General features: G+C 43.1%; 21 protein-coding genes and 1 pseudogene. 10 read left to right on the top strand and 12 right to left on the bottom strand.

The genetic code is table 11. The annotated features are described in order from the left end of the window. Positions 1-10: 10 nt before the first annotated feature. The 4 genes from JWG45_RS02970 (at position 11) to JWG45_RS22585 (ending at position 3071) form a co-directional block, all read left to right on the top strand. Positions 11-817 carry an SDR family NAD(P)-dependent oxidoreductase gene (locus tag JWG45_RS02970; RefSeq protein WP_205278297.1) on the top strand — a complete coding sequence of 269 codons (807 nt, stop codon included), beginning with the start codon at positions 11-13 and terminating at the stop codon, positions 815-817. A 126-nt stretch (positions 818-943) separates the two neighbouring features. Beyond that, entirely contained in the window at positions 944-2383 is a 1440-nt protein-coding gene (locus JWG45_RS02975; protein ID WP_232380485.1) for an MFS transporter, read from the top strand. 69 nt (positions 2384-2452) lie between these two features. After that, the gene (locus JWG45_RS22665) at positions 2453-2680 is read left to right on the top strand and encodes a DUF433 domain-containing protein (protein ID WP_269750270.1); all 228 of its coding nucleotides are present in this window, start codon (positions 2453-2455) and stop codon (positions 2678-2680) included. 46 nt (positions 2681-2726) lie between these two features. Then, positions 2727-3071: a DUF5615 family PIN-like protein gene (locus JWG45_RS22585; RefSeq protein WP_205278298.1), complete on the top strand. Its 345-nt coding sequence runs from the start codon at positions 2727-2729 to the stop codon at positions 3069-3071. Here the strand turns inward: JWG45_RS22585 and JWG45_RS02990 are convergent. The 4 genes from JWG45_RS02990 to JWG45_RS03005 all read right to left on the bottom strand — a co-directional run bounded on the left by JWG45_RS02990 (position 3068) and on the right by JWG45_RS03005 (position 5975). After that, positions 3068-3964 carry a tyrosine-type recombinase/integrase gene (locus tag JWG45_RS02990; protein ID WP_205278299.1) on the bottom strand — a complete coding sequence of 299 codons (897 nt, stop codon included), beginning with the start codon at positions 3962-3964 and terminating at the stop codon, positions 3068-3070. The two genes, JWG45_RS22585 and JWG45_RS02990, sit on opposite strands and share 4 nt — an antisense overlap. Positions 3965-4075: 111 nt before the next feature. Next, complete coding sequence (locus JWG45_RS02995; RefSeq protein ID WP_205278300.1) at positions 4076-4615, bottom strand: shikimate kinase; 540 nt, start codon at positions 4613-4615, stop codon at positions 4076-4078. Continuing rightward, positions 4612-5463: an HDOD domain-containing protein gene (locus tag JWG45_RS03000; protein ID WP_205278301.1), complete on the bottom strand. Its 852-nt coding sequence runs from the start codon at positions 5461-5463 to the stop codon at positions 4612-4614. The genes JWG45_RS02995 and JWG45_RS03000 overlap by 4 nt, the downstream gene beginning before the upstream one ends. 5 nt (positions 5464-5468) lie before the next feature. After that, positions 5469-5975 (bottom strand): chemotaxis protein CheD, encoded by a 507-nt coding sequence (locus JWG45_RS03005; protein ID WP_205278302.1) that lies wholly within the window; start codon positions 5973-5975, stop codon positions 5469-5471. Between the two features lie 230 nt (positions 5976-6205). On the opposite strand from JWG45_RS03005, the gene JWG45_RS03010 reads away from it, so the two are divergent. The 3 genes from JWG45_RS03010 to JWG45_RS03020 are packed head-to-tail and all read left to right on the top strand — an operon-like array spanning position 6206 to position 10124. Next, positions 6206-7432: a TraB/GumN family protein gene (locus tag JWG45_RS03010; RefSeq protein WP_205278303.1), complete on the top strand. Its 1227-nt coding sequence runs from the start codon at positions 6206-6208 to the stop codon at positions 7430-7432. Continuing rightward, a complete protein-coding gene (locus JWG45_RS03015; RefSeq protein WP_205278304.1) occupies positions 7429-9561 on the top strand; it encodes a 7TM diverse intracellular signaling domain-containing protein in 2133 nt (710 codons plus the stop codon). The genes JWG45_RS03010 and JWG45_RS03015 overlap by 4 nt, the downstream gene beginning before the upstream one ends. Beyond that, entirely contained in the window at positions 9558-10124 is a 567-nt protein-coding gene (locus JWG45_RS03020) for a FlgO family outer membrane protein (protein ID WP_205278305.1), read from the top strand. Before JWG45_RS03015 ends, JWG45_RS03020 begins: the two co-directional genes overlap by 4 nt. A gap of 10 nt (positions 10125-10134) precedes the next feature. Here the strand turns inward: JWG45_RS03020 and JWG45_RS03025 are convergent, their stop codons facing one another. Together JWG45_RS03025 and JWG45_RS03030 are read right to left on the bottom strand one after the other, a co-directional pair. After that, the gene (locus JWG45_RS03025; RefSeq protein WP_205278306.1) at positions 10135-10827 is read right to left on the bottom strand and encodes a M24 family metallopeptidase; all 693 of its coding nucleotides are present in this window, start codon (positions 10825-10827) and stop codon (positions 10135-10137) included. A gap of 48 nt (positions 10828-10875) precedes the next feature. Continuing rightward, positions 10876-11730, bottom strand: a pseudogene (locus JWG45_RS03030) (alpha/beta hydrolase); the annotation flags it as partial. A gap of 51 nt (positions 11731-11781) precedes the next feature. Between JWG45_RS03030 and JWG45_RS03035 the strand changes: the two are divergent. The 3 genes from JWG45_RS03035 to JWG45_RS03045 all read left to right on the top strand — a co-directional run bounded on the left by JWG45_RS03035 (position 11782) and on the right by JWG45_RS03045 (position 15075). Then, positions 11782-12189, top strand: a complete 408-nt coding sequence (locus JWG45_RS03035) for a hypothetical protein (RefSeq protein ID WP_205278308.1) — start codon at positions 11782-11784, stop codon at positions 12187-12189. Then, on the top strand, positions 12177-13595 hold the full coding sequence (locus tag JWG45_RS03040; RefSeq protein ID WP_205278309.1) for a UTP--glucose-1-phosphate uridylyltransferase: 1419 nt from the start codon (positions 12177-12179) through the stop codon (positions 13593-13595). The genes JWG45_RS03035 and JWG45_RS03040 overlap by 13 nt, the downstream gene beginning before the upstream one ends. Before the next feature lie 127 nt (positions 13596-13722). Next, on the top strand, positions 13723-15075 hold the full coding sequence (locus JWG45_RS03045) for an EAL domain-containing protein (protein ID WP_205278394.1): 1353 nt from the start codon (positions 13723-13725) through the stop codon (positions 15073-15075). A 901-nt stretch (positions 15076-15976) separates the two neighbouring features. On the opposite strand, the gene JWG45_RS03050 is transcribed toward JWG45_RS03045, so the two are convergent. The 6 genes from JWG45_RS03050 to JWG45_RS03075 all read right to left on the bottom strand — a co-directional run bounded on the left by JWG45_RS03050 (position 15977) and on the right by JWG45_RS03075 (position 22241). Continuing rightward, positions 15977-18376, bottom strand: coding sequence for a C1 family peptidase (locus JWG45_RS03050; protein ID WP_205278310.1), 2400 nt, complete (start codon positions 18374-18376; stop codon positions 15977-15979). Between the two features lie 9 nt (positions 18377-18385). After that, a complete protein-coding gene (locus JWG45_RS03055) occupies positions 18386-18844 on the bottom strand; it encodes an LIC_20196 family exoprotein (RefSeq protein WP_205278311.1) in 459 nt (152 codons plus the stop codon). A gap of 73 nt (positions 18845-18917) precedes the next feature. Next, positions 18918-20495 carry a methyl-accepting chemotaxis protein gene (locus JWG45_RS03060; RefSeq protein WP_205278312.1) on the bottom strand — a complete coding sequence of 526 codons (1578 nt, stop codon included), beginning with the start codon at positions 20493-20495 and terminating at the stop codon, positions 18918-18920. 28 nt (positions 20496-20523) lie between these two features. Continuing rightward, positions 20524-21126 carry an SCO family protein gene (locus JWG45_RS03065; protein ID WP_205278313.1) on the bottom strand — a complete coding sequence of 201 codons (603 nt, stop codon included), beginning with the start codon at positions 21124-21126 and terminating at the stop codon, positions 20524-20526. 53 nt (positions 21127-21179) lie between these two features. After that, positions 21180-21818 carry an energy transducer TonB gene (locus tag JWG45_RS03070; protein WP_205278314.1) on the bottom strand — a complete coding sequence of 213 codons (639 nt, stop codon included), beginning with the start codon at positions 21816-21818 and terminating at the stop codon, positions 21180-21182. 18 nt (positions 21819-21836) lie between these two features. Next, positions 21837-22241 (bottom strand): ExbD/TolR family protein, encoded by a 405-nt coding sequence (locus JWG45_RS03075; protein ID WP_205278315.1) that lies wholly within the window; start codon positions 22239-22241, stop codon positions 21837-21839. Positions 22242-22252: the final 11 nt, after the last annotated feature.

The following is a 22252-nucleotide window of genomic DNA, read 5'->3' on the forward strand; positions in this document are numbered from 1 at the left end:
AAAAAAGAATATGATTCTATTCATCACGGGATGCGCGGGCGGACTCGGAAAAAAATTAGCGGAAGACGCGTTTGCGGCAGGACATTCCATTCTCATCACGGATATCAACGAGAAGGAACTCAAAAACTTCTCAGCTCAATGGAAGAATGAAAAAGAAAGGGTTCTCGTTTCGAAGTTAGACGTCACATCTCCTTCCGATTGGAAAAAGGTGATGGACCTCGCATATAAAAAATGGGGAAAAATCGACGTTCTCTTAAACGTCGCGGGATATCTTCTTCCGGGTTATATCTATGAAGTTCCAGCGACTCAGATCGATCGGCACATGGATATCAACGCCAAAGGTGTGATGTATGGAACGCGAGAAGCGGCGGTAAGAATGGTCGCAGCCAAAGCCGGCCATATCGTCAATATTGCGTCTCTCGCGGGAGTGGCGCCGATTACGGGAATTGCTCTTTATTCTACTTCGAAATTTGCGGTTCGAGGATTTTCCTTGGCGGTCGCCCAAGAACTCAAAGAGAAGAATGTTTTTGTAACAGTCGTTTGTCCCGATGCGATCAAAACTGCGATGTTGGATCTCCAAAAAGATTATGAACAAGCATCCATGACGTTTTCGGGCGACAAGGTTTTAACGGTAGAAGAGGTTTCTAAAATCATTCTTGGAAGAGCTCTATCCAAAAAACCTCTGGAAGTTCTGATTCCTGGAAGCAGAGGAATTCTCGCAAAAATCGCAAATGTATTTCCCGGAATGAGCGGCTTCCTCGGGCCAATGCTTCGAAAAAAAGGTCTAAAGAAACAGTCAGCTTACAAAAAAGGATAAGGGAATTTAGGATCATTTTTGGAATCGTAAAAACGATTTCATCCCGACCGTTTCAAAACGAATCGTAGTTTTTTTAAAGCGATTCGCAAAACACCCGTTCGGCGAAAAATTCTCCCGATTGTTTTTATGGAAAAATCAAAATCGATTCCCGTCGCTGTGATGGCGGGATATGCAGTGGCCGAAATCGGAATCACCGCCGTAGAAGTTTTAGCCCAAATCTATCTTTTGGAATTTTTTGTCACCGCCGTCGGACTCAGAGCGTCCCTTGCAGGTTTGGCGCTCGCGGTCGCCGTTCTCTGGGACGCGATCTCGGATCCACTCATGGGTTATCTTTCCGATCATACAAAAACCAAGATGGGAAAAAGAAGGCCTTACATCTTGAGTGGAGGAATCCTTCTCGCAATTTCGGTCTACGTTATGTTTTCTCCCCCCTCGCTGGAAACTCAAACACAGAAATTCTTTTTTCTATTGTTCGTTTATCTTTTGGTGAACACTTCGATGACGATTCTTGCTGTACCGCATATCGCACTTGGAGGAGAAATGACCTTCGTTCCGACCGAAAGAACTCGGATCTTCGGATGGAGATTCTTTTTTAGTAACATAGGTTTTATTCTCGTTTTGATTCTTCCTTCTTTTTATTCCGCTTTGTTCCCGAACGGAAACGAAGTCTCCCGACTTTTGATCACCAGAAATTATACTTCTCTAACGATCGCGGTCATTCTGGTTCTAACCTCGCTTATTGCGTTTTTTGCAACTTCGGGAAAAGACAAATCGGAAGAATCCAAGCTTTCGCGAAATCCGAATCGAAGACAAGATGTTTCCCTCGGACACTCTTGGTTCGTAAAAATCGCTTCCGTCTTTAAAAATCGTTATTTTTTACCTCTGATTCTCGCCTTTATCATAGCGACATTTGGAAGGACATTTAATTCTTCGATCGTAAATCTATATTATAAATATAGAATTCGTTTAACGGAAGCGGAAATCGGATTGATGATTCTTCTTCCATTTGTCGTTTGTTTGATTTTATCCATTCTTCTTTGGGTTTATCTTTCCAATCGATACGGAAAAAAATGGCCCGCGTTTTGGGGCGTCCTTCTTTTGGGAATCATGACTTTCGTGGTTTATCCTCTATTCCCGGAAAGGGGAATCCTTCCGATATTATTCGCCGCAGTCTTCGGAGGTTTTTTTGCAGGCGCCGTCTTACTCTTTGATTCTCTCGTAGCGGATATCGTCGACTATGACGAACTCAAGACCGGAGAAAAAAGGGAAGGATGGTTTTTCGGACTCTGGAAAATGGCGACCAAAGTGGCGAGGGCGCTCGGTTTAGGTTTTGGAGGGATTCTTCTGAGCGGAATCGGTTATCAAGAAGGATCCGTGGATCAAATTCCCGAACTTGGATTTCGTCTTTCGATTCTTTTCGGTCCTGTCGTTGGAAGCTTCTTCATCCTCGGCGCTTTGATTTTTCTTCTGATGCCGCTTACAAAAGAACGACATCAAAGAATTCAAAGTCTTCTTTTGAGAAGAAGGGAGATACGCAAGAAAAGATTAGTCGTTTCAAAAGCGTAAACGAAACTGAATTTTTGAAACGACATGTTTCTCTGAAAGTATTCATTCGATAAGATCAAAATATTCTGATTGGAATTCTTAAACTCGCGAACTAGAATTTCTTTAACGGATCATTATGAATCTATTATCAAGAATTACCATAAACCCAGACAACTGCGGGGCAAACCCTGCATTCGCAATATGAAAATTCGAATGATCGACATTTTGGATCTATCCTATAACGACCTTTCTCATAAAGAAATAGGAAAGGAAATGCCAGATTTAGAACCAGACGATCTCAATGTTTCTCTTCCATAAGCTTCGATGAAAATGGACCACGCGGGGCTTCTCGTAAGTTGGTCCATTGGTCGGATGCGATCTAACGCCTAAACTTTCCGGTTGGATTCAACAAGAATTTCAGATCAACTCGTTCTGTCTTCGGGAACGAAGCCTCATTTCCAAAACGGCTCAGGAGATTTTTTTCTCCACACGCAATCAAACGGAAATTATAATTATGACGAAAGGTGGGGACTTCATCGATCTTCTCAATCGATACTGTCCACCGCCAAAGATCATTTGGATTCGATCCGGAAATACATCGAACCAATCGATACAAGTTCTTCCTAAAAAAAGTCGACAAAAGGTTCTTACAATCTTATCCCACAGGCGAAAACTTTGTAGAAATCGCCGATTGAAAATTCTCACCTAACCTGTCTTAAACTTTTTACGGATATTCCGAAGCGCGTCTTGTTTTGATTTCTCACGCACGGCAGCGCGGAGATTCTTTTTCACAGGAATATAGGACTCGGTGCTTGCCAAGGTTTTGTGACCGAGAAAGTCCTTCACTTGCGCCAGAGGGGAACCGTCCGCGATCAGATGCAGAGCACGGCTGTGCCGAAGAGTAAATACGGTCACCGGGCTGACAATCCCCGCGTTTCTTCCGATTTCGGAAATGATTCTTTCTACGTTTCTGGATGTTGTATGAGAGCCTAAACTTTTGCCGGGAAACAGATAGGAATTGGCGGAAACCAAAGCATCTTTTTCATATTTCTTTATCAGTGTAAGAAGTTCCGCAGGAATTTCCACGTTTCTAGATTGAGAAAGAACGCTCGATTTGATCTGAATCCATTTGCGTTTTAGATCCAGATGATTCCACTTGAGAGAAATCAATTCTCCCACCCGAAGCCCGCCGTAATATACGAGGCCGCACATCAGTTCGTGTTTTGCGTTGGAAGATGCAGATTTTAGAATATTCTGCATTTCTTTAAAAGTAATCGCATTCGGGTTGTTATACTCTCGAACGGGTCTTTGAAAATCCCGAAAGAGGTCCATTTTCATCACGTCTTCAAAGAACATCTTGAGAGAACTTACGTTGATCTGAATCGTAGAAGAAGAAACCTTTTTCTTTTTCAGATGATCCATATAACGGTTGAGGTCTTTGAGAGTGATCTTTTCAGCAGGTTTATCTGCGAAATTAAGAAAATCCACATTGTATTTGAGATACGTGTAAGCGGTCGCTTTCTTATAATTTCTTTGTCGAATGATCTTACTGAGCCTTTCGATCGAAAGTTTGTTCTTTTTCGGAAGTTCCAATTCTGACATCTCTCTTTCCTGCCAAATCTGTGTTGGACTCGTTAGGCGCCATTCCACAGATTTCTATTCTTTTTAGTAGCTTTGAAAAAAAGAAATCAAATATTTCCAAATTGTGTCAATTCAATATTCGATTTTCTGTAGAATTCTGTCGCAAATCTCTTCGACCTTCAAATCATCGATCTGAAAATAGTGATCGGAAACGGCTTCGTAGTAAGGAAGTCTAGATTCTAAGATGCTTCGATAGGAAGCGATGGCGCTGAGGGCCGGTCGGGTGGGATCGTTTTGTATCTTTTCTACGAGAACTTCTATGGATCGGGAAAGCCCGAACACTGTCGCAATGGATTTGAGAATTTCGGTCTTTCTCTGACTCGGAGTTTCTTTCCCATTCGAATCCAAATCGAAAAGAATTCCGCCCCCGCAATCCAGTATGATTCCGCTTGCGGTTTTGAGTTTTTCTAAAATTCGAAATTCGAGATCCCGAAACGGCCGCCAATTCCCATCGTTTTTTTGTATAAACTCGGGAATCGAGATCCCCCCGATTTCGTATACGGCAATCATATCCGTCGAAATCACGGGCATCCCCGTGATCTTGGATAATTTACGGGAGATTTTGGATTTGCCGACCCCTCTCGGGCCAATCAACGCGAAATTTTTTTTCAAGCCTGGATTAACTCACGAATATGTTTCTGTATCTCGGGTAAAACCGTATAATACATCTGTAAGTCAGAATCATTAATTCCTAAAATCTGCAAAGCTTTATTGGAAATCGGGACAGACAAACCCGCTATATCGATCCCCACGCCTGCGGCAACCGAAATCGTATGCGCGACGTGAACGACGGAAACCAACTCTGAATAATCCGTTTCTTGTTCGGGACGACTGTAATTCTCCGCGACATGAATGAGCTCCGTTGGAAAATTCCATTTTGCTAATAGTTTAGCTCCGGCTTCTTCGTGAGAATAACCGAAATATTTTTTCTCCAGATCCGCGAACGAAGAAGTATGATTTTTTAATTCTTCTCGAAGTGTGATCAGAACCGAGGGAAAAAAATCCGCTAGGATGACTTTGCCGATATTGTGTAAAAGCCCGCCCGTAAACGCAAGATCGGTTCCGATCTTGAGTTTTTTTTGTTCGCAGATTCTTTTGGAGAGTTCGGCAACCGTGAGAGAATGAATCCAATTGTCTTCGGCTTCTACCTGATATCCTTTTAAATCCTTTTTGAGGATCCCTTTGGAGGCGGTTAGGAGAATGATATCTTTTACCGTTTTGATTCCAAGAGTCATCAGAGATTCTTGAACCGTCTTGATTGGTTTTGCCGCTCTATAGTATGCAGAGTTGGAAAGTTTGATCACTTCCGCAGTCAGACCGGGGTCGTTTGAAATTTCTTTTGCGAGATCGGGAATGGACACGTCCTGTTTTTGTACCATCTGCATCACTTTCGTAACCACGGAGGAAATTCTAGGAAGTTGGGCGTCGTTTAAAAAGAGTTGGTCTATTTTTTCTTTCATCTTTTTTACCTGACCTTGTAGAGGTACTTTTCAAAACCCGCTTTCTTTAAAAGGACACGTCCGTCGTCCAAATACAAGCTAATGGTTCTTCCGTCGTTACCCCCGACGTCTTCCACGATCAAAGGAATTTTATTTTGTTCCAAGATGGCGCGTGCGGTCAAAATATTCTGTTCTCCGATATTTTGGAGAAAACTGGACTGAACTCCTTTAAACATCGAAGCGCCTCCGAAAAGACGTCCACCGTATTCCCCTGGATGACAACCCAGCTCGGTCATTTTTTTGATCAACAAAGGAATCGCGGTTTCCGCGTATTTGAATGGATTCTTCTGCGAGTCCTTTCCGCCGGGATCCTTCGAAAGCATAAAGTGAGACATCGCTCCCACTTTTTTTTCGGGGGCGTACAAGACGACTCCGATACAGGATCCAAGAGTCGTTCTTAGAATTTCAGGAGATTGCCCGCCTTGCAGGTCGGCGATTCCAACATTGACTATCTTAGTTCCTTTTGCCAGCATTTGTATCCGTTATCCGGGTGATATCTCGTTCTAAAAGAGTATCCAAGACAATATAGTAACGTCCCGAATTCTTCAATACTTTTTTGAGACGTGCGAAAGAGGAGATTACCACAATCCGAAAAGTCGCACTGAATGTGCAAGCAACGATTCTATTTTTCATTTTGTTTGTAAGAATTTAAGGTAGAATTTCATTTTACGCGGCGATCCGGGTTTCATACACTGCTTTTGGAATGGCAAAACAAGCTCTCAAAGAAAATACAACGCCTACGCGTAAAAAAACGAATTCTACCTCGGAACCGATCGAATCGTTTCAACTCGGAAAAACTTCCGTAACAATTCTCGGCACGGCTCATATCAGTCAAAAAAGCATCGACGAAGTTCAAAGAATCATTCGTGAAGAAAAGCCGGATACGATCTGTGTGGAACTCTGTAATTCCAGGATGCGTTCGGTAAAAGATTCCGAACACTGGAAAAAGCTGGATATATTCAAAGTTTTTAAAGAACGAAAGATGTATCTTCTTCTTTCCAGTCTTATTCTTTCCGCATTTCAAAAAAAATTAGGAAAGGGTTCCATCCGTCCGGGAGACGAAATGAGAATGGCGATTTCCGAAGGTGAAAGAACCGGAGCAAAGATCGTACCGATCGATAGGGAAGTTTCCACGACCCTTAAACGCGCTTGGTGGAATATCGGACTTTTTAATCGTATGTTTTTACTTTCCGCGTTGCTCACGTCCCTCTTTGTAAAGGAAGATATCTCCGAAGAAAAAATCGAAGAAATGAAATCGGACGACGTTCTGAAGGATTTATTCTCGCAACTTCCGAAACGTTACGAATCGATCAAAAACGTAATCATCGACGAAAGAGATTCTTATCTCGCACAAAGAATTCGGGAAGCCGCAGCCGATGGAAAGAAAGTTTTCGCAGTCGTCGGCGCCGGTCACTTGCAAGGAATTATGAATCACGTTTACGAGGACAAGGACATCTCCAGCCTAGATCATCTTCCGCAAAAAACGGCTTGGGACCGCTGGAAGGGCCTGATCGTCCCGGGAATTTTCTTAGGTTTGATTCTTACCGTTTTTTATTTCGGAGGAAGACAACAAGGACAGGAGTTTGTTCTGCGTTGGATCTTGGTGAAAGGTGGACTCGCCGCGTTAGGCGCCATCATCGCGCTTGCGCATCCTCTTTCCGTGATTCTTGCGTTCTTAGCCGCTCCCGTAGGAAACTTCAATCCGGTCATCAAGCCGGGCTGGGTCGCAGCGTTATCCGAGTCTTGGTTACGCAAGCCTCTCGTGGAGGATTTCGAAAGAATCGCTCAAGATTCAGAAAACTGGAAAGGCTATTGGAAGAATAACGTGATCCGCATCTTTCTTGTATTTATGCTTCCGCAGATCGGAAGTAGTATTGGAACGTTTATCGTAACCGCAGATCTATTTCGAGTCATCAAAGGATTTCTGTGAACGATCGACTCCGGAAAATCAAAACCGTTCTTTGTTTGGTTTTGGTTTTTTCCGGAGTTATTCCCGTTTTCTCCGAAGCATCGAATTCTTCCGAATTCGAACCTACCGTGATTATGGAAGACGTCGATCTTCAACCGTATCTCACTTTTTTCGAGGACAAAACCGGAAAACTTTCGTTTCCCGAAATTCAAAAAGTATTTCGATCCGGCAAATCCATTCCTCTTTTTAACAACAGCCTCGGTTATTCAGAAGCTGCGATTTGGATTCGGGTTCCGGTGGCAAACCGGGAACGAGGCACCCGAAACTGGGTGCTTCTATACGGATATAGCCTGATCGATTCGATCCAACTTTACTCCACCAGAAACGGCGAAGCACCTTTGGTAGTTTCCGGGGACGAACTTCCGTTTAAAACACGTTTGGCGGAGAATCGAAACTTTCCGTTTCAATTGAGCGAACCTCCTCTTTCCAAAACGGATTACTATCTTCGGATTCAATCCAAAAGTTCCGTCATCATTCCTCTGTCCGCTTTTTCCAGGACTGAGTTTTTAGAACAAACCGCAAAGGAATACACGACACTCGGCTTTTATTACGGAACGATGCTCGTCATGTTCGTATATAACCTTTTCCTTTTAATCATAACCCGGGACAAAAGTTATCTCTACTATAGTATATTCATTTTATTTGATATTTTATTCCAGTTGACGTTGAACGGATTGTCCTTTCAGTTTCTTTGGCCGAATAACCCGGAATGGGGAAATACCTGTCTCCCGTTTTTTATGTTCTGCGCTTTTCTGGCCGCTTGTCTTTTCGGAAAATCATTTTTAGAATCTTCTAAGATAACTCCGATCACGAATAAATTCTATTATCCTTTGATAGCGATTTGTATTTTCGGATGTGTCGGGTCTCTTAGTTTTTTTACTTATACGTTCAGCGTAGTCTCGAGCATAGTCGTACTTCTTCTGACACTTCTCCTTCTTTTGATCAACAGTCTGCAGTGTGTTTGGAAAGGGCACAGACCGGCGAGATTTTTTCTTACCGCCTGGGCCGTCCTCATTTTAGGAAGTTTTTTATACGCGATGAAAGCTTTCGGAATTTTTCCGGATAACTTTTTTACGCAGTGGGGTCTTCAGATCGGATCCGCGATCGAAGTCGCTCTTCTTTCTTTGGGACTTGCGGATCGAATCAAACAACTTTCCTTGAGCTTGGAAACACAGGCGACTACTCTCAATCTTCTCAAACTTCGACACGAACAATCCGCGATTCAATATAAAAATTTATACGAAGGGGAAGAAGACTTTCTTTTCAATCTAGATTCTCACGGAAATATCACCGGAACAAACAAGTCAGTTTCCACATTTCTCGGCTTCAAACCTGCGGATGTAATCGGGAAAAACTTTCTAGAATTGATGTACAACACCGGAGGCCTGGAAGACGCATTCAAAAAATTGTATGTGATGGAAAGAATGGAAGAACTTTCCAATACCGGAAAACCCGTCTACTTTCGAGCAGACTTTTTGCAAAAATATCTCAAGGAACCGAAAGAACTTCAAGTTCGTCTTCAAATACTGGAACACGAGTCTGGACGTGAAATCCTCGGAAGAGCTTACGAACCGGATCAGGATTTGATGGGAAGGTTTTTGGACGAGGAAAGAATCGTATTCTCGATCAATAATTATCTTCAGAATGCGGAACTCCTAAGTCAGAGACTTACGTTCAATCTGGTTCGTTTTACGGATCCGACGGTTGCCCTTTCGATAAGAACGAGCCTCCGAGAGATGCTCGTCAACGCAATTGAACACGGGAATCTGAACATTTCCAACGAGGAAAAGGCAAAGGTTTTAAAAACCGGAAATTATTTTCAATTCATTCTCGCGAGACAAAACGATCCGTATTATAGGGACAAAAAAATTCTCGTGGAATATTTTCTTTCTAAACAAAAAGTAGGTTATAGAATCACGGACGAAGGCAAAGGATTTAATCACGCGAGAACGGTGAGAAACGCGGTAACAAAAACGGAAGATACTACCTCGTTGCAAACGAGAGGAATCGCATTCGCACTTTCTACCTTTGACGTCGTAAAGTTCAATTCCACTGGCAACAGGGTGACCTTGGTTAAATATTTCAAATGAAACATTATTTTTTTATAATATTCTTTTTGTTGTTTTTCTTATCCGCCTGCTCGAGTTCCGGACGTCCCGGAAAGAGAAACGTTCCCAAAGAACTTTCCACCGTTTTACAGGAGCTTTCATCCTCTTTAAAAAAACAAATCCAGACCAATCGGGAATCTTCTTTGCCCGATCGAAAAAACGCATTAAAAATGGCGATTCTACCTTTGTTAAACGAAAACGGATCCGTAACCAATTTAGGATCTTACATCGCAGGGCAGCTTCTTACTCAAATGAACGAACCTGGCAAATTGATTTTGGTGGAAAAATCACAGTTGAATCGATTGATCGACGAGCTTACGTTTCAAAAATCGGGTCTTGTTCTTTCGGATAAGTCTTTGGAAATCGGAAAACTTTCAGGCGTGGATTTGATTCTTTTGGGTTCCGTTCAGTTCAACGACCAGACATTTGTCTTACAACTTCGAGTCGTTTCCTTGCAATCCGGCGAAATATTGGCGTTAGGCGAAGGAGTTTTTGATTCGAACGACACTTTCTACGATCAACATCGAATCGTTCAAAAACCCTAACAAATCAACGTTAGACTGACTTTGGTTCGAGCAACAATTGTTCGAAAAATGAGCCGAACTTTTTTTCCTCGTTCACAAAATGAATTTCCAAAATCCAAAATCTCTCTTTTCCTTCAAAAGTTTCCTTAAGATTTAGGGAATTCTCCTCGCAGATGTAATTGATTTTACTGATAGAATGATTCTTTTTATGAGGGAATTCATCGATGATATGGCCCGCAATCTCGCTTCCGAAAAGATAACCGTTTTCCGATGCGATTTTTTTTGCGAAGTCGAAAAGCTCCTTACCCGTGATGGATTCTTTGGAAAAATAATAATCCCTACAACGACTCCATGCGTTCTCTACACAGGATCGAATGCGTAACTTTTCTGGATCGTTTCCCAGGACATAAGTCCTTCCAAAATCGGCTTCCATGTTTTCAAAGACCGGTCCCAGATCGACCCAAAGAATATCGTCCTCTTGGATGAGAAGATCTTCCGGTTCATAATCGTAGGAAAGAATCGTGTTTTTGCCGGTGCGTACGATTTTTTTGTGCCAATACTTGGAAACTCCAAACTCAGACTTTGCCAACTCATAGATGAGCCCGCTCGTTTCTTTTTCGGAATTGCCCGGTTGAAGGATCCGATTTTTTTCGATGAGTTGAAACAAATGCGAAGCTTTTTTTTCCGCAATTTTCAAATTTTCTAATTTGTCCGATCCGTTCACAATTGTAATACCGCGCCTCAATTTCCTTGGAAAGAATGTCGTTTAACGTTTTGTTTTCTTTTTTGCGGATTTTTTGGAAACCGGCTTCCGCTTTTTTTTCGGAGTTTTTGAAATTTTGTTTTTGGATGTAGGAGCTGTTACACTTTTCTTTTTGACAGAAGTTTGTGTTTTTTTCTGAGAGACAAGTTTTTCATGAAGTGCCGCCATCGCGACTCGTTCCGATTCTTTCGCGACCGCACTCGGATAATGAAAGACTAAAAATTCTAAAATGGTGCGAATGTTTTCGGATTTGCGGACCTGATTGTAATTTCCGGGAATATCGAACCAGAGATCTCTTTCTTCTCCGTAAACCGACGAAGAAGCGGGAAGAAAAATAAATTCTTTCATCGGAGAAAGAGGATGAAAACGATCCATAAAAAGAAATGTCTTAAAAAGTTCCTGCAGATACGAAGACCCGAAGCGCAAACCGGAAACAGGAAGAATGGAAAACAGATAACTTCCCCGAAAAGGAGTTCCTAAAGTTACAAGACCTCTGATCTTTTGGCGGCTTCGATCCGGAAGCAGAAGTGTAAGAAGGCCCCCGGTATTGTGAGCGATCAAAACCGATTTAGACGGAATCTGGTCCATCTGTTTTGCCAAAATTTCCACAGCCTTTTTTGTCTTCAAAAAAAACGGCGGGATTTTCAAGACCCTCGGCTGATATCCTTTGACCTCCAGCGCTTTGCGGAGTTTCCAATAGAACAAGGGCCCTGAAAGAAAACCGGTCACGATATAAATATCCCCTCGGGACAGATTGGGATCTTTTCCCGAAGGAATCAAAGATGAAATTACAGAAAGGATAAATTCTAAAATTTCGGAGAGGAAATAGAAGAATGTTCTAAAAGCGGAAATGATTTTTTTCATGAGAATGGCTTGAAGTTATGGAGTGAAAAGACAAGACTGTCAGAGTCTTTCATGAAAACAAAGAAGCTAATTGTTTCCCTTGGGATTTTTTTCATCCTTCCTTCCGCTGTCTATTCAAATATACCGACTCACGCGGGGATGGAAAAAAATTTTAAAGAGGTTTGGGGAAAATGGTTTCCCGTTGCCTATTCCAAAATTCTGAAAAAGGATCTAACGGGCAAAGGAGTTCTAGTCTATAAAAAAACGCCGGAACGAGTCGTCTATATTTACACGTATCTGGTTTTTCTTCCTCTTTATATGGAAAGCGAAGAAGTACCAAAGGAAATTCCGGGTAAGGGAAGAGAGATTCGAGCAAAACTGATTTACGAACCGGCTCACCCGACGGAAAAATATTCGATCGAGTTTACCGAGTTCGACGAACAATACAATGGAAAATCGGCGGTGCGATGGATTCGTTAAAATCAAAATCGGAAGAACAGATCCGGCAAAAGATGGTTTCGGAGGGGATGTCTGAAACATTCATAGAGGATTTTTTAAAAAAAGTAGATCAAGTTCGAAACGGAGAAACGGGGATTGTTCGTTGGGAAGAAGTCGGCGATCTCGACCCGAAAAAAGACGAAATCGCGCTCGAAGAAATCGAAAGACGAACTTCTCCCGCACCCGAAATTTTAAAAAACCTCGTCGTCATCAAATTAAACGGAGGACTTGGAACCTCGATGGGACTCTCCGGTCCTAAATCCCTCATAGAACTCAAGGACGGAATGTCCTTTTTGGAGATCATCGCCAAACAATCCGAAGTCATTTTAAAGAAGTATAACGTGTCCGTTCCTCTAATCCTCATGGACAGCTTCAATACCCAAGAAGAAAGCCAGGCTGAGTTGAAAAGAATCGGATTCCAACAAAAGTTTGCGACTTCTTTTTTACAACACAAGGTTCCTCGTCTTTTAAAGGAGAACCTAACACCGATTTCATGCAAAATTCCGGACGAAGAGTGGTGTCCTCCCGGACACGGTGATATCTGGATTTCCCTCTTGGAAACGGGACTTTTAGAGACCCTGATCGCGGACGGATACAAAGTGGCCTTCGTTTCCAACGGGGACAACCTGGGGGCAACGGTCCATCCGGGAATTTTGGAATATCTTCTCAAAGAGAACCTCGAGTTTTGTATGGAGATGACACCGAAAACCTTAGCCGACAAAAAAGGCGGAGCGATCTACAGAAGAATCCTAAACGGAAAACCCGAGAACTATCAACTTTTGGAAACAGCGCAGGTTCCTTCCGAACACATGCACGAATTCGAAGGATTGGGAAAATTTAGAAGTTTTTCGACGAACAATCTATGGATCAACCTTATAGCCCTTAAGGAAAGATTGTTAAGGGGGAACTTCGAACTTTCTCTCATCGTCAACCCGAAGAAGATCGAAGGAAAAGAAGTGTTACAATTGGAAACGGCGATGGGTTCCGCGATCCGAAACTTCAGCCGCATCAAGGGAATCATCATTCCTAGAGATCGATTTGCACCCGTAAAAAAATGCGAAGACTATCTCGTAAGAAGATCGGACGCATATCAGCTCTTAGGCGATTATTCGATCACGATGTCAGACGAAAGGAAAAAGTCGGGTCTCGGTGAAGTGTTGATTGCATTGGATGAACAATACTACAAGAAAATCCAAGACTTTAACCGATTGTTCCCGGAAATACCTTCTTTGGTGCGCTGCACTTCCTTATCTGTGCTGGGAGAAGTTCTCTTTGATCGGAAAATCAGCGTAAACGGTGACGTCGTTATCCAAAATAACGGTTCCACGTTGAGAAAAATATCGGAATTAAAAATCATCAATTTCGAATCCGGAAAATACAGCTTTTAGGCTTTACAAAGAGAATCCACAATCGAATCTTTTTATAAGAACGATTCTGATACGGTTCTAAATATCTCAACTGTTATGATGGACTCGGGTCCGGAAACGGACGGATCTTTTGCAAACAAAGGCTGAAATGACAACTTCTAAAAGTCCGAAGATCCGCTCCTTTGACGAAGGAGAAATTGAACAATTTAAGAATGTTTTTATCAACGAGAATCGCGGTAAACCGATCGTTTTACTTCGATTTCAAGATATCAAATCTCTTTCATTTCTGGACTTTTTACAATTGGTTCCGATTAAAATTTCGGAACTACATCCGGGTGCGGAAAATCATTATTCTTACTATTGTTATGGTGACAAAAAAAATCTTCTGATCGGCGTTGCTCCGGTTCAAATCAACGGGTCCAACGGATTCTTAAACTTTGATTCCGTGTTAGGAAGATTCCGTGAAGTTTCGATCAAAAACGGATCGATGAACTTCGATTTCGGAATCGCAAGAACTCAGTGTAATTTTATTTCTTACGTCGACGAAATCTTTCACGAATTGGAAGTTTCCTCCCTCAAAAATCTCAAAGACAACCTCATTCGTTGGAGTTGGACCTATCTCAATCGGGTCAACGATTACTTTGCGGGAGAAAAGGCGGACGCCGTTATCCAGCCGATCATTCATTTTAACCACAAAGCCCACACGTATTCGATGAAGGGCGGCGAGGTTTTTGTGGGCGGAGAAGCTTACGCCGGTTATGCGGATCTGATTCGGGATATTCCTCACGATCAGGATCTCAATCGGATCGAACTTTTAATCTTAGAAAAGCTCACGATGTGTTGTAACGGGGCACCCGGTCTTTTAAAATTTAATATTTCACCTCAGACTCTCATCGATACGTTCGACACGGACGAAAAAGTAACTCGCTTTCACAATCTTCTTCTCAACCAAAATCTAAACCCGGCACTCGTGAGGATGGAACTGATTGAAAAACCTTACGAAGAAACCGAGATCACACTCAAGAGTGTCTGCAAACGTTTTTGGAATTTCGGAATCAGCTTCGCGGCGGACGACTTCGGCGTCAAAAGTCAGAGTCATCAGATCGTATTGGATCTCGGGGAAATGATCAAAGAATTTAAACTCGATCCGATCAGCTTTAAGTTCAAAGCGGATCAGGATTTGACGAAATTTTTAGACAACCTTGCTTTTATCGATTATTGCAGACGATTATCCGACAACAGAGAAGCGATCATCACGGCGGAAGCGTTGGAAGACATCGATTCTCTCAACTTCCTCATCGCCCACCAAGTCTATTACTTCCAAGCTAATCTTTTCTGTACAAAAATTTCCATCGAAGAATACAAAGAAATCTACGAGGAAATGCAAGACTTGCCGGAATCGGTGGTGAACAAAATCTTAAATTCGGAAGAATTACTCCTCAAGTTGAAAGCCAAAGGGAATATTTTTAAACTTTCCAAAGAATTGGGTCTGATCCCATAAGAATTGCTCTGACTTTCATAAACTTAAAACTTGTCAAAACCTCAGGGTTCACCGTATTGAGGTACAACGTCCGCCCGGAATAAAAGCGAAAGAGTTCCAGCGATTCCGGCTTTGAAGGCGGTTCGTTAACTTTCTAACGGATGGATTGTTGAAAGATTTCTTTTGGGAGTTCCTACATTCTGAAGTTTGGGAACGAACCTTATTCTTTTTTTTGTAGAATTTTTCCAAATGTAACTCCCGCAATGGAAAATATGAGAACGAAAAACATCGGAAGAATTCTGAAAATTGAAGGGATCGGATTTCTCCAAGAATCGAAAAAAAGGAGATCTTCCGCGCAAAAGATCGTGAATCCGATCGTCCATTTGGAAACCGGAACTCGATTCGTCCCCAAAAATACGAAGAACGTGGGAACTACGACGGTCCTCTGTGAAAGTCGCCGGCCCCGCCCGAATTTTGGGTGGAGGGGAGGGTGGCGGAAAAAACCACAGCGGACTTTCCTCTATCACAGAATTCTAATTTTGCAAGCGCTAATCCCGATGTAGAAGCTCCTACAAAATATCTTTTCTCGGGGCGAATCTGATTGTACCTCGTGAACTTATGATAAGGTCACGCAGATTTCGGAGGTGCGTAAAATGTTAGGATGCGGAATTCGGAAAGAATAGAAAAGTGATCCAGTCGAAAACTTCAGCGAAAAATAACGAAACTAAAACAGAATTATTGGTATAGGATAGATTTCTCATACGAATTTTTTTCTAAAGAATTTCGAGACTCCGGTTTTGGAGAATTCAACCCGAGAACTAAAGTTTGTTTTTCCAAAACTCCGCAAAAAAGAAAATCAAAACGTTTAGCGTAAGCCTACTTATTATTTGCCAGACCTACGCTTCTCGATCTGAATTCTTCTTTATTCTTTTAAGAAAGAAAGATTGGATTTTTGATTTACGATCGTTTGATCTTTCATCGTCACCGAAAGTGCGTCTCCCGACTTTTCGATCTCGATCTTAAATTTTCCGTCCTTGTCGATGATCGGGGATTCTTCCACATATTTTCCCTCGAAGATTTTCTTCTTATTGAACTTCACGACGTAGTTTACATTGTCCTGACTTTCGATTTCCAGAAGCACTTGACTGACTCCGTTGTTTCCATCCCAAGCCATTGCTGTCCAAGGCCCTTTGAACTTTTCAAGACTGGAATCTCCTCCAAAAGTTCTCTTTTTCGGAGCGACCACCGCTGAAGAAAGAACCGCAGAGGCGGGAAGAGAATTTCCGCTTTCCCCGCCAAGATCCGATTTCGAAGTCACCGAATACAAAAAGAGGGTTTCCTTTGCGGGAACATCCGCTACGTAAGAATTCTTGTCTCCCGCTGAAGCCAGGAAAGTCCAAGAAGATTCTCCCCGCTTCTTGCGAAAAACATAATATTCGGAAGCTTCTTTAACCTTGTCCCAGGTGAGCGAAATTTTCGCGTTTTTAGAATCCAAAACTCCCTTTACGTTTTCGGGAGGAGAAAGTTTCACACCCCTCTGTTTGTTGGGATCCGTGAAACCATAAGCAAAGCTGGAAAAAGGACCGTTTTTTCCTTCTGGATTCACAGCCGTCACCGAGTAGTACGCGTAACGTGCGGGAAGATTCTCGTCTACAAATTCTTCCGAGCCGGTTTCGGAGATTTTTTCCCAAGCGCCTCCTCCGATCCATCCGGATTTCACATAACGGAAAACGAGATATTTCGAAGCCCCGGATACTTTTTTCCATCTGAGTTCGATCTTACTCTGATACGCGCCTCTAGTCGCCACCAATCCCAGAGGTTTGGCGGGAGGGGTTTTCGGTTGTGCAGTAAATCCGCTTGCGGCATCCGAAGGTTCTCCGGTCTTTCCGTTCATTTTTGCGGAAACGACATAGAATTCGACGGCCCCTTTTCGAGCCGCGGATGTATCGGTATAACTATTCAATTTAGAATTGCCGATCGGGTTGTATCTCTTTTGTGTTTTGTTGTATTTGAATACTTGATATTCCGCGGAAGCGTCGGCCGGTTCCCAAGCCAATTCCACCTTATTGTCGTATTGGCCTTGTGTCGCCTTGAGACCTAAAACTTTCGGAGGAGGTTTGAGTTCTTCCGTTTTCGCAAAACCGATCACTTCTCCGGGAGAAAGATCGGAAGCCGATGTATCCGTAAGCGTAAGAATTCTATATTTGTATGCGAGATTCGGTTGAACGCCGTCGTCGTTAAAACTGTTCGTGGAAGAAAGACCGATCTTAGAAAAACCGGAATCTCCCGGAGCCTTTCTATGAACCTCGTAACCGACCGCACCGGGAACGACTTCCCAGTTGATCGTGACCTTATCGATAAAACTTCCTTGCGAAGCCGTAATCGAAGACGGTGGAATCGGACTGTTATCGCTCGTCACCGCAGCGGGATCCGGAGTGTTGGAATCCGGTTTGCCCTGATCCGTAGCAACTTCCACTTGATCCACCATGACAAAAGCTCCTTGGCAAATTTTTGTAAACCAGCGATAGTCGATATATCCGTATCCTTGATCACCCCAATCCTTTCCCCAAGAATTGATAAACTTTACCGCGTTTTTAGAATCGTCATAACCGACAAGGGCGATCGCGTGACCGCCGTAGGTTTTACCCAGTCCTTCTTTATAAACCGTATTCCCCTTGAGGTTAAAGAAATTCTCATATACTAATATACCTGCGACAACAGGTTTTCCTTCGGCGAGTTGGGCTTTGACTTCGGAAAGATCCGTTGTTTTCACCCTTAAATATTCCTTGGCTTTAAATCGCGAAGCGGCGGCAATCGCGGCTTGGGAAGGACGAGCTCTGTAATCCGCCGGATTGTAAGGCATTTGATCCCAAGGAGCAGCGCCCATTTCCACCATTACGCGCATCGCGTCGGAGATCAAAGAACCGTTGTCCCTTCCGCCGTTGATCTGATTGTAGATAAACGCCGGAGAAAAAACCTTACTTAAGTTCGGACTTCCGTCCTGAGTCCGAAGAGACCAATCCTTGGAACCCTTTCTTTCGATGTATTCCTGAAAACTTTTTGTCGCGTAAGCAGTGGACCAGGCGACACAACTTCCTTGCTCTCCTTGATTGCCCACGGGCGGCATAGAATCCGAAAGATCCACTCTGGAGGAAAGCCCTCGGTGCGAGATCCCGTAAGGATTGGTTTCCTTTAAGGAAGAAAGAAGTTCGGAAGACTCTTGTTTCATTCCCAGAGATCTTGTGGAAGGTTGGGAAAAAACCGAAATCTGAACGTATAAAAAAAGAAAAGAGATTACTATAGAATATCTTGAAATTCTCATATACTTGACTTAGTTTCCTTTTTGAGATTGGATGACTTCTTTGATCTGATCTTCGGTTTCTCTCGCGTATTCCTTAAAGGCGAACGGATGAGGTTCGTAAAGTGCGATCAGTTTGGATTCGTTTCCTTTACTGTCCTTTACCGTTTTTTGAATTAAAAATAGAATGTAGTCTCCTTCCGGCGGAGAGGCTTTCAACCACTTACCCAACAATTCCGGAAAAATCATAAAACCGATTTCAAACTTAGTAGGTAGTTTTTCACCGCCTTTCCACGGTTTTAGAATTTCGACGGTCGCGGTCACGGACACCGAGGTCTCGGAGATTTTTTTCTCGCGAACATTCGTAATCCGTGTGAGCGCGATATAATCCGAATTTCTAATCTGATTATCGAGAGTCGGAGGAGTGGGAAGCGGTAGAATCGGTAAGGTTAAAAAAAGAAAAGCGATAAAAGCAGATCCTTTGAATTTCATCTTTGTCTCCATCTGTGTCGTGTTACAGTCAAGGGTGCAGTTTAGGTCTTGGAATCGGATCCGCAAGAATTTTTTAATTTTTAAAAAGGGCGGCCTCTTGTCCCAGATCGCCGGAAACTTCTTCGCAGGTTTTTGCGATTTCCGAAGATTCTATCGCCAATTTATGAATGAACTGAGTCGCCCCGACGATCGAAACTGAAGAATGTTTTACTTCTTGAATGACGCCGGATTGTTCTCTGATGACCGCTTCCAGTTCCCCCGAATTTCGAATCACACGATCGAAAATACCGCTCAACTTTTCTCTGACCTTTGTCTGATCTTTTAAGGTTTCAAAAAAAGATTCGGTGACTTTCATAATTTCAGTCACGTCTTCGATCACTTTTGAAACTGTTTGGGTTCCTTGTTGAACGATTTCCGTATTCTTATCCATCGCCTCGTTTCCGCTAAGAATCAGATGATGAATCTCCTTGATCGTTTTTGCAGTTTGATCCGCGAGTTTTGAAATTTCATCCGCGACAACTGCAAAACCTCTTCCTTGTTCCCCGGCGCGCGCGGCTTCTATGGAAGCGTTGAGGGAAAGAAGATTCACCTTTTCCGCGATATCGTTGATCACTCTGAGCCTCTGAGACATTTCCTGATAACTCGCAGAAACTTTTCGAATCGAGTCGTCCATCTTCTGCAGAGATTCTTCGCTTTGTCTTGTGTGTTGACCGGCCTTGTCCAAGATGAGTTTGCTATTTACGATTTCGTTTTCCAAAATCTGAAATTTTTCCTCAAAGGTCCCGTATAAGGAAGCAAATTCCTTGTGGGATTCCGATTGAAGTTCCGCGGCTTTCGACACTTTTTCCAAGTTTTCCAGAGCGTCGTCCATCGCCGCGTCGATCACTCCGATGTTGGAAATTTGTTCGTCCGAATTGTGAACCACGCTGAGAGCGCTGTCGGCCATAGAAGCCATATTCTCCCTTAAAAAATCGACCTTGGATTGAACCGATTTTTGAATGACGAGATTTGCAGAATGGAATTCCTCCCTCTTAAAATAGGTTTCCCAATATTCCAAATACTCGTTTTTGAGAAGAATTGAATAATAGATAAGAATACCGGCCTCAAAGATTACAAAAATTGCATGTACAAAAACTACCTCTAACCCGGCTCCGGTGCTGAAAACGACAATCGGTGTTTCGTTCCACTTGAGTCCGAATTCTTGACAATAGTTTAGAATTCCGTGATGAACCGCGATATAGCCGGCCGCCGGAACCACCGCTCTCCAGTCCTTATAGATGAGAAGAAAGGCGAGGGCACCGAATATATGGAAGTGCATCTCGATTCTTCCGAACTCGGATTGGATGAAAATTCCGGAATACAACATCAACAATAAAGAATTCAGGATTCGACTAAAAAGAGTCCCTCGAAAAGAAATATAGTTGAAGGTGCCCGCAACCCCAAGAACCAGGGAGGAATACAAAGCGAACTCCCAAGTTCCATAGCCGATGGAAAACAAAACCGCGGCGGGAATATGAGCCAAAAGCAAAATCCAAATAAAACGGTCCGCGGCTTTCATCTCCGCGTTGAGTTTCTCCTGAGCGCGTTGTATCGGAGAAACCCCGAATTGAGTCCATCCCTCCGCGAGAGAGGAGTTTTCTACATTTTGCATTTTAGTTTTCGACATACTTTACAAACCTCTAATGAATCTTAGCTTCTAAGTTTCGAAACGATTCTTCTGAAATCACGCTCAAGTCAGGATATACGATCCGAATTCTTCCGTTGTCATCCGTTATAAAAAGCGGATTCCGATGTAGAATCTCGTCGTCGGTGCCCTTACTTACGGCTACCTGAAATAAACCGGCGATCCTTTCGGCTTCCTGTCGGTCTTCGGGCAAAAGAAGAATCGGTTGTCTTTTCCAACGAGAAAGATACTTTCTCATCCAGGATTGTTTTTCCCGATCCTCTTTCGGAGAAAGACTGATCAGTACGAAACCCCAAGACTTAAATTCTTCCTTTGAAAAAAAGGTTTCCAGTTTTGAAAGCCCCGTCCTGCAAACCGACTTACATTCTCCGTAAGCAAAGTAAATAAGATATTTCCTGATTTGTAAATCCGAATCGGAGATAAAAAAGCCCTCGGCGTTCCGAATTTTAAATTTTGGGAGTTCTCGATCGACTTTCAAACCGGAATCCGGATGTTTTAGATCTCCGATCACGAACGGATTGGCCGCGAACACAAAATAGAAACAGACAAGGATGATCGAAACGGAAATAAATTTGGAAATTATAGAACGATAATTCAAACTATAATTTTTTGACGAAAAGAAACGGAAAAAGACGGAACAATTTTAGGAATTCAGTCTTCCAGATTGAACGAAATCGGAACTCTGTGCGACATTCTCGTGGGTCGGCCTTGAACATAGCCGGGACTCCAACGAGCCATTTTTACGATTTTGATCGCGGCCTCGTCAAATCCGAATCCGGCTTTCCCAGAAGCGACCTTCGCTCCTTGCAGATTTCCTTGTTCGTCGATCTGAACGATTACGACAACTTGTTTGGAAACGATTCCCGCAGACTTTGCCTGAGCTGGAAAAAAATCCCTTAGATCAAAGTCGATGATCGGAGTCGGTGTTTTGTCTCCGTTATAGGAGAATAAATATCCGTCCTTATCGGTTCCGTTTCCGGAAAGCGCGTTCGGATTGAGATCCTCGTCGATGGGATCGTCAGCATTTTGATTCGAACCTTCCACCCATTCCTGTTTTTCAACCGGGGCGGGCGAGGACGTACCTCCGATGAGCTCGGGAGGAATTTCTTCCAAGTCGACCTCTACGTCCTGCGCTTCCAAATCCTCCGATGAAATTTCGGATTCCGGAATGTAGGTCGCGATAAAATAGGCGCCGATCGTGACCGTATGCAAAACAAAAGACGCAATCAGACAAAATTTGAATAGACCAAACTTGAGAATCTTCTGTTTGATTTCGGGAACGCTTACCATTCTTATTACCTATTTCGCCTAACGTTTAACCGAAAGAGCGATTTTTGTGACACCCGCTTTGCGAATCACTCCCATTGTCTCGGCGATCTTTCCATAAGGCAAAGAAGAATCCGCAGAAAGGGTCAGACGCATATTCGGTCTTATCTTGGAATCTCGTTCCAACTGAGACTTCAATCTTTCGATCGTCGTATCGGCTCCTTCCAAAAGAATCTTTCCGTCTTTGGTCAAAGCGACTTGGACGGATTGTGCCACGTTCGGATCCGCGGCGGCAACTTTCGGAAGATTGATATTGATGGATTCCTTTTTTAAAAAGTTCGCCGTTACCATAAAGATAACTAAAAGTACCAAGATCACGTCCACCATCGGGGTGATATTGATATTGCCTATTTCGTCTCCGTCGCCGGATGGAGTAGTTCCTGCCATGTCCGATCTCC

This window comes from Leptospira ainlahdjerensis (assembly GCF_016919175.1).
GTDB classification, from domain to species: Bacteria; Spirochaetota; Leptospiria; order Leptospirales; family Leptospiraceae; genus Leptospira; species Leptospira ainlahdjerensis.

Coding starts and splice junctions, on each gene's coding strand:
- JWG45_RS02970 (WP_205278297.1), top strand. CDS start 11: ATGATTCTATTCATCACGGGATGCGCGGGCGGACTCGGAAAAAAATTA.
- JWG45_RS03040 (WP_205278309.1), top strand. CDS start 12,177: ATGGATTCGTTAAAATCAAAATCGGAAGAACAGATCCGGCAAAAGATG.
- JWG45_RS03035 (WP_205278308.1), top strand. CDS start 11,782: ATGAAAACAAAGAAGCTAATTGTTTCCCTTGGGATTTTTTTCATCCTT.
- JWG45_RS02975 (WP_232380485.1), top strand. CDS start 944: ATGGAAAAATCAAAATCGATTCCCGTCGCTGTGATGGCGGGATATGCA.
- JWG45_RS03045 (WP_205278394.1), top strand. CDS start 13,723: ATGACAACTTCTAAAAGTCCGAAGATCCGCTCCTTTGACGAAGGAGAA.
- JWG45_RS03020 (WP_205278305.1), top strand. CDS start 9,558: ATGAAACATTATTTTTTTATAATATTCTTTTTGTTGTTTTTCTTATCC.
- JWG45_RS03070 (WP_205278314.1), bottom strand. CDS start 21,818: ATGGTAAGCGTTCCCGAAATCAAACAGAAGATTCTCAAGTTTGGTCTA.
- JWG45_RS03075 (WP_205278315.1), bottom strand. CDS start 22,241: ATGGCAGGAACTACTCCATCCGGCGACGGAGACGAAATAGGCAATATC.
- JWG45_RS03000 (WP_205278301.1), bottom strand. CDS start 5,463: ATGAAAGAAAAAATAGACCAACTCTTTTTAAACGACGCCCAACTTCCT.
- JWG45_RS02990 (WP_205278299.1), bottom strand. CDS start 3,964: ATGTCAGAATTGGAACTTCCGAAAAAGAACAAACTTTCGATCGAAAGG.
- JWG45_RS03060 (WP_205278312.1), bottom strand. CDS start 20,495: ATGCAAAATGTAGAAAACTCCTCTCTCGCGGAGGGATGGACTCAATTC.
- JWG45_RS03005 (WP_205278302.1), bottom strand. CDS start 5,975: ATGCTGGCAAAAGGAACTAAGATAGTCAATGTTGGAATCGCCGACCTG.
- JWG45_RS03055 (WP_205278311.1), bottom strand. CDS start 18,844: ATGAAATTCAAAGGATCTGCTTTTATCGCTTTTCTTTTTTTAACCTTA.
- JWG45_RS03010 (WP_205278303.1), top strand. CDS start 6,206: ATGGCAAAACAAGCTCTCAAAGAAAATACAACGCCTACGCGTAAAAAA.
- JWG45_RS03050 (WP_205278310.1), bottom strand. CDS start 18,376: ATGAGAATTTCAAGATATTCTATAGTAATCTCTTTTCTTTTTTTATAC.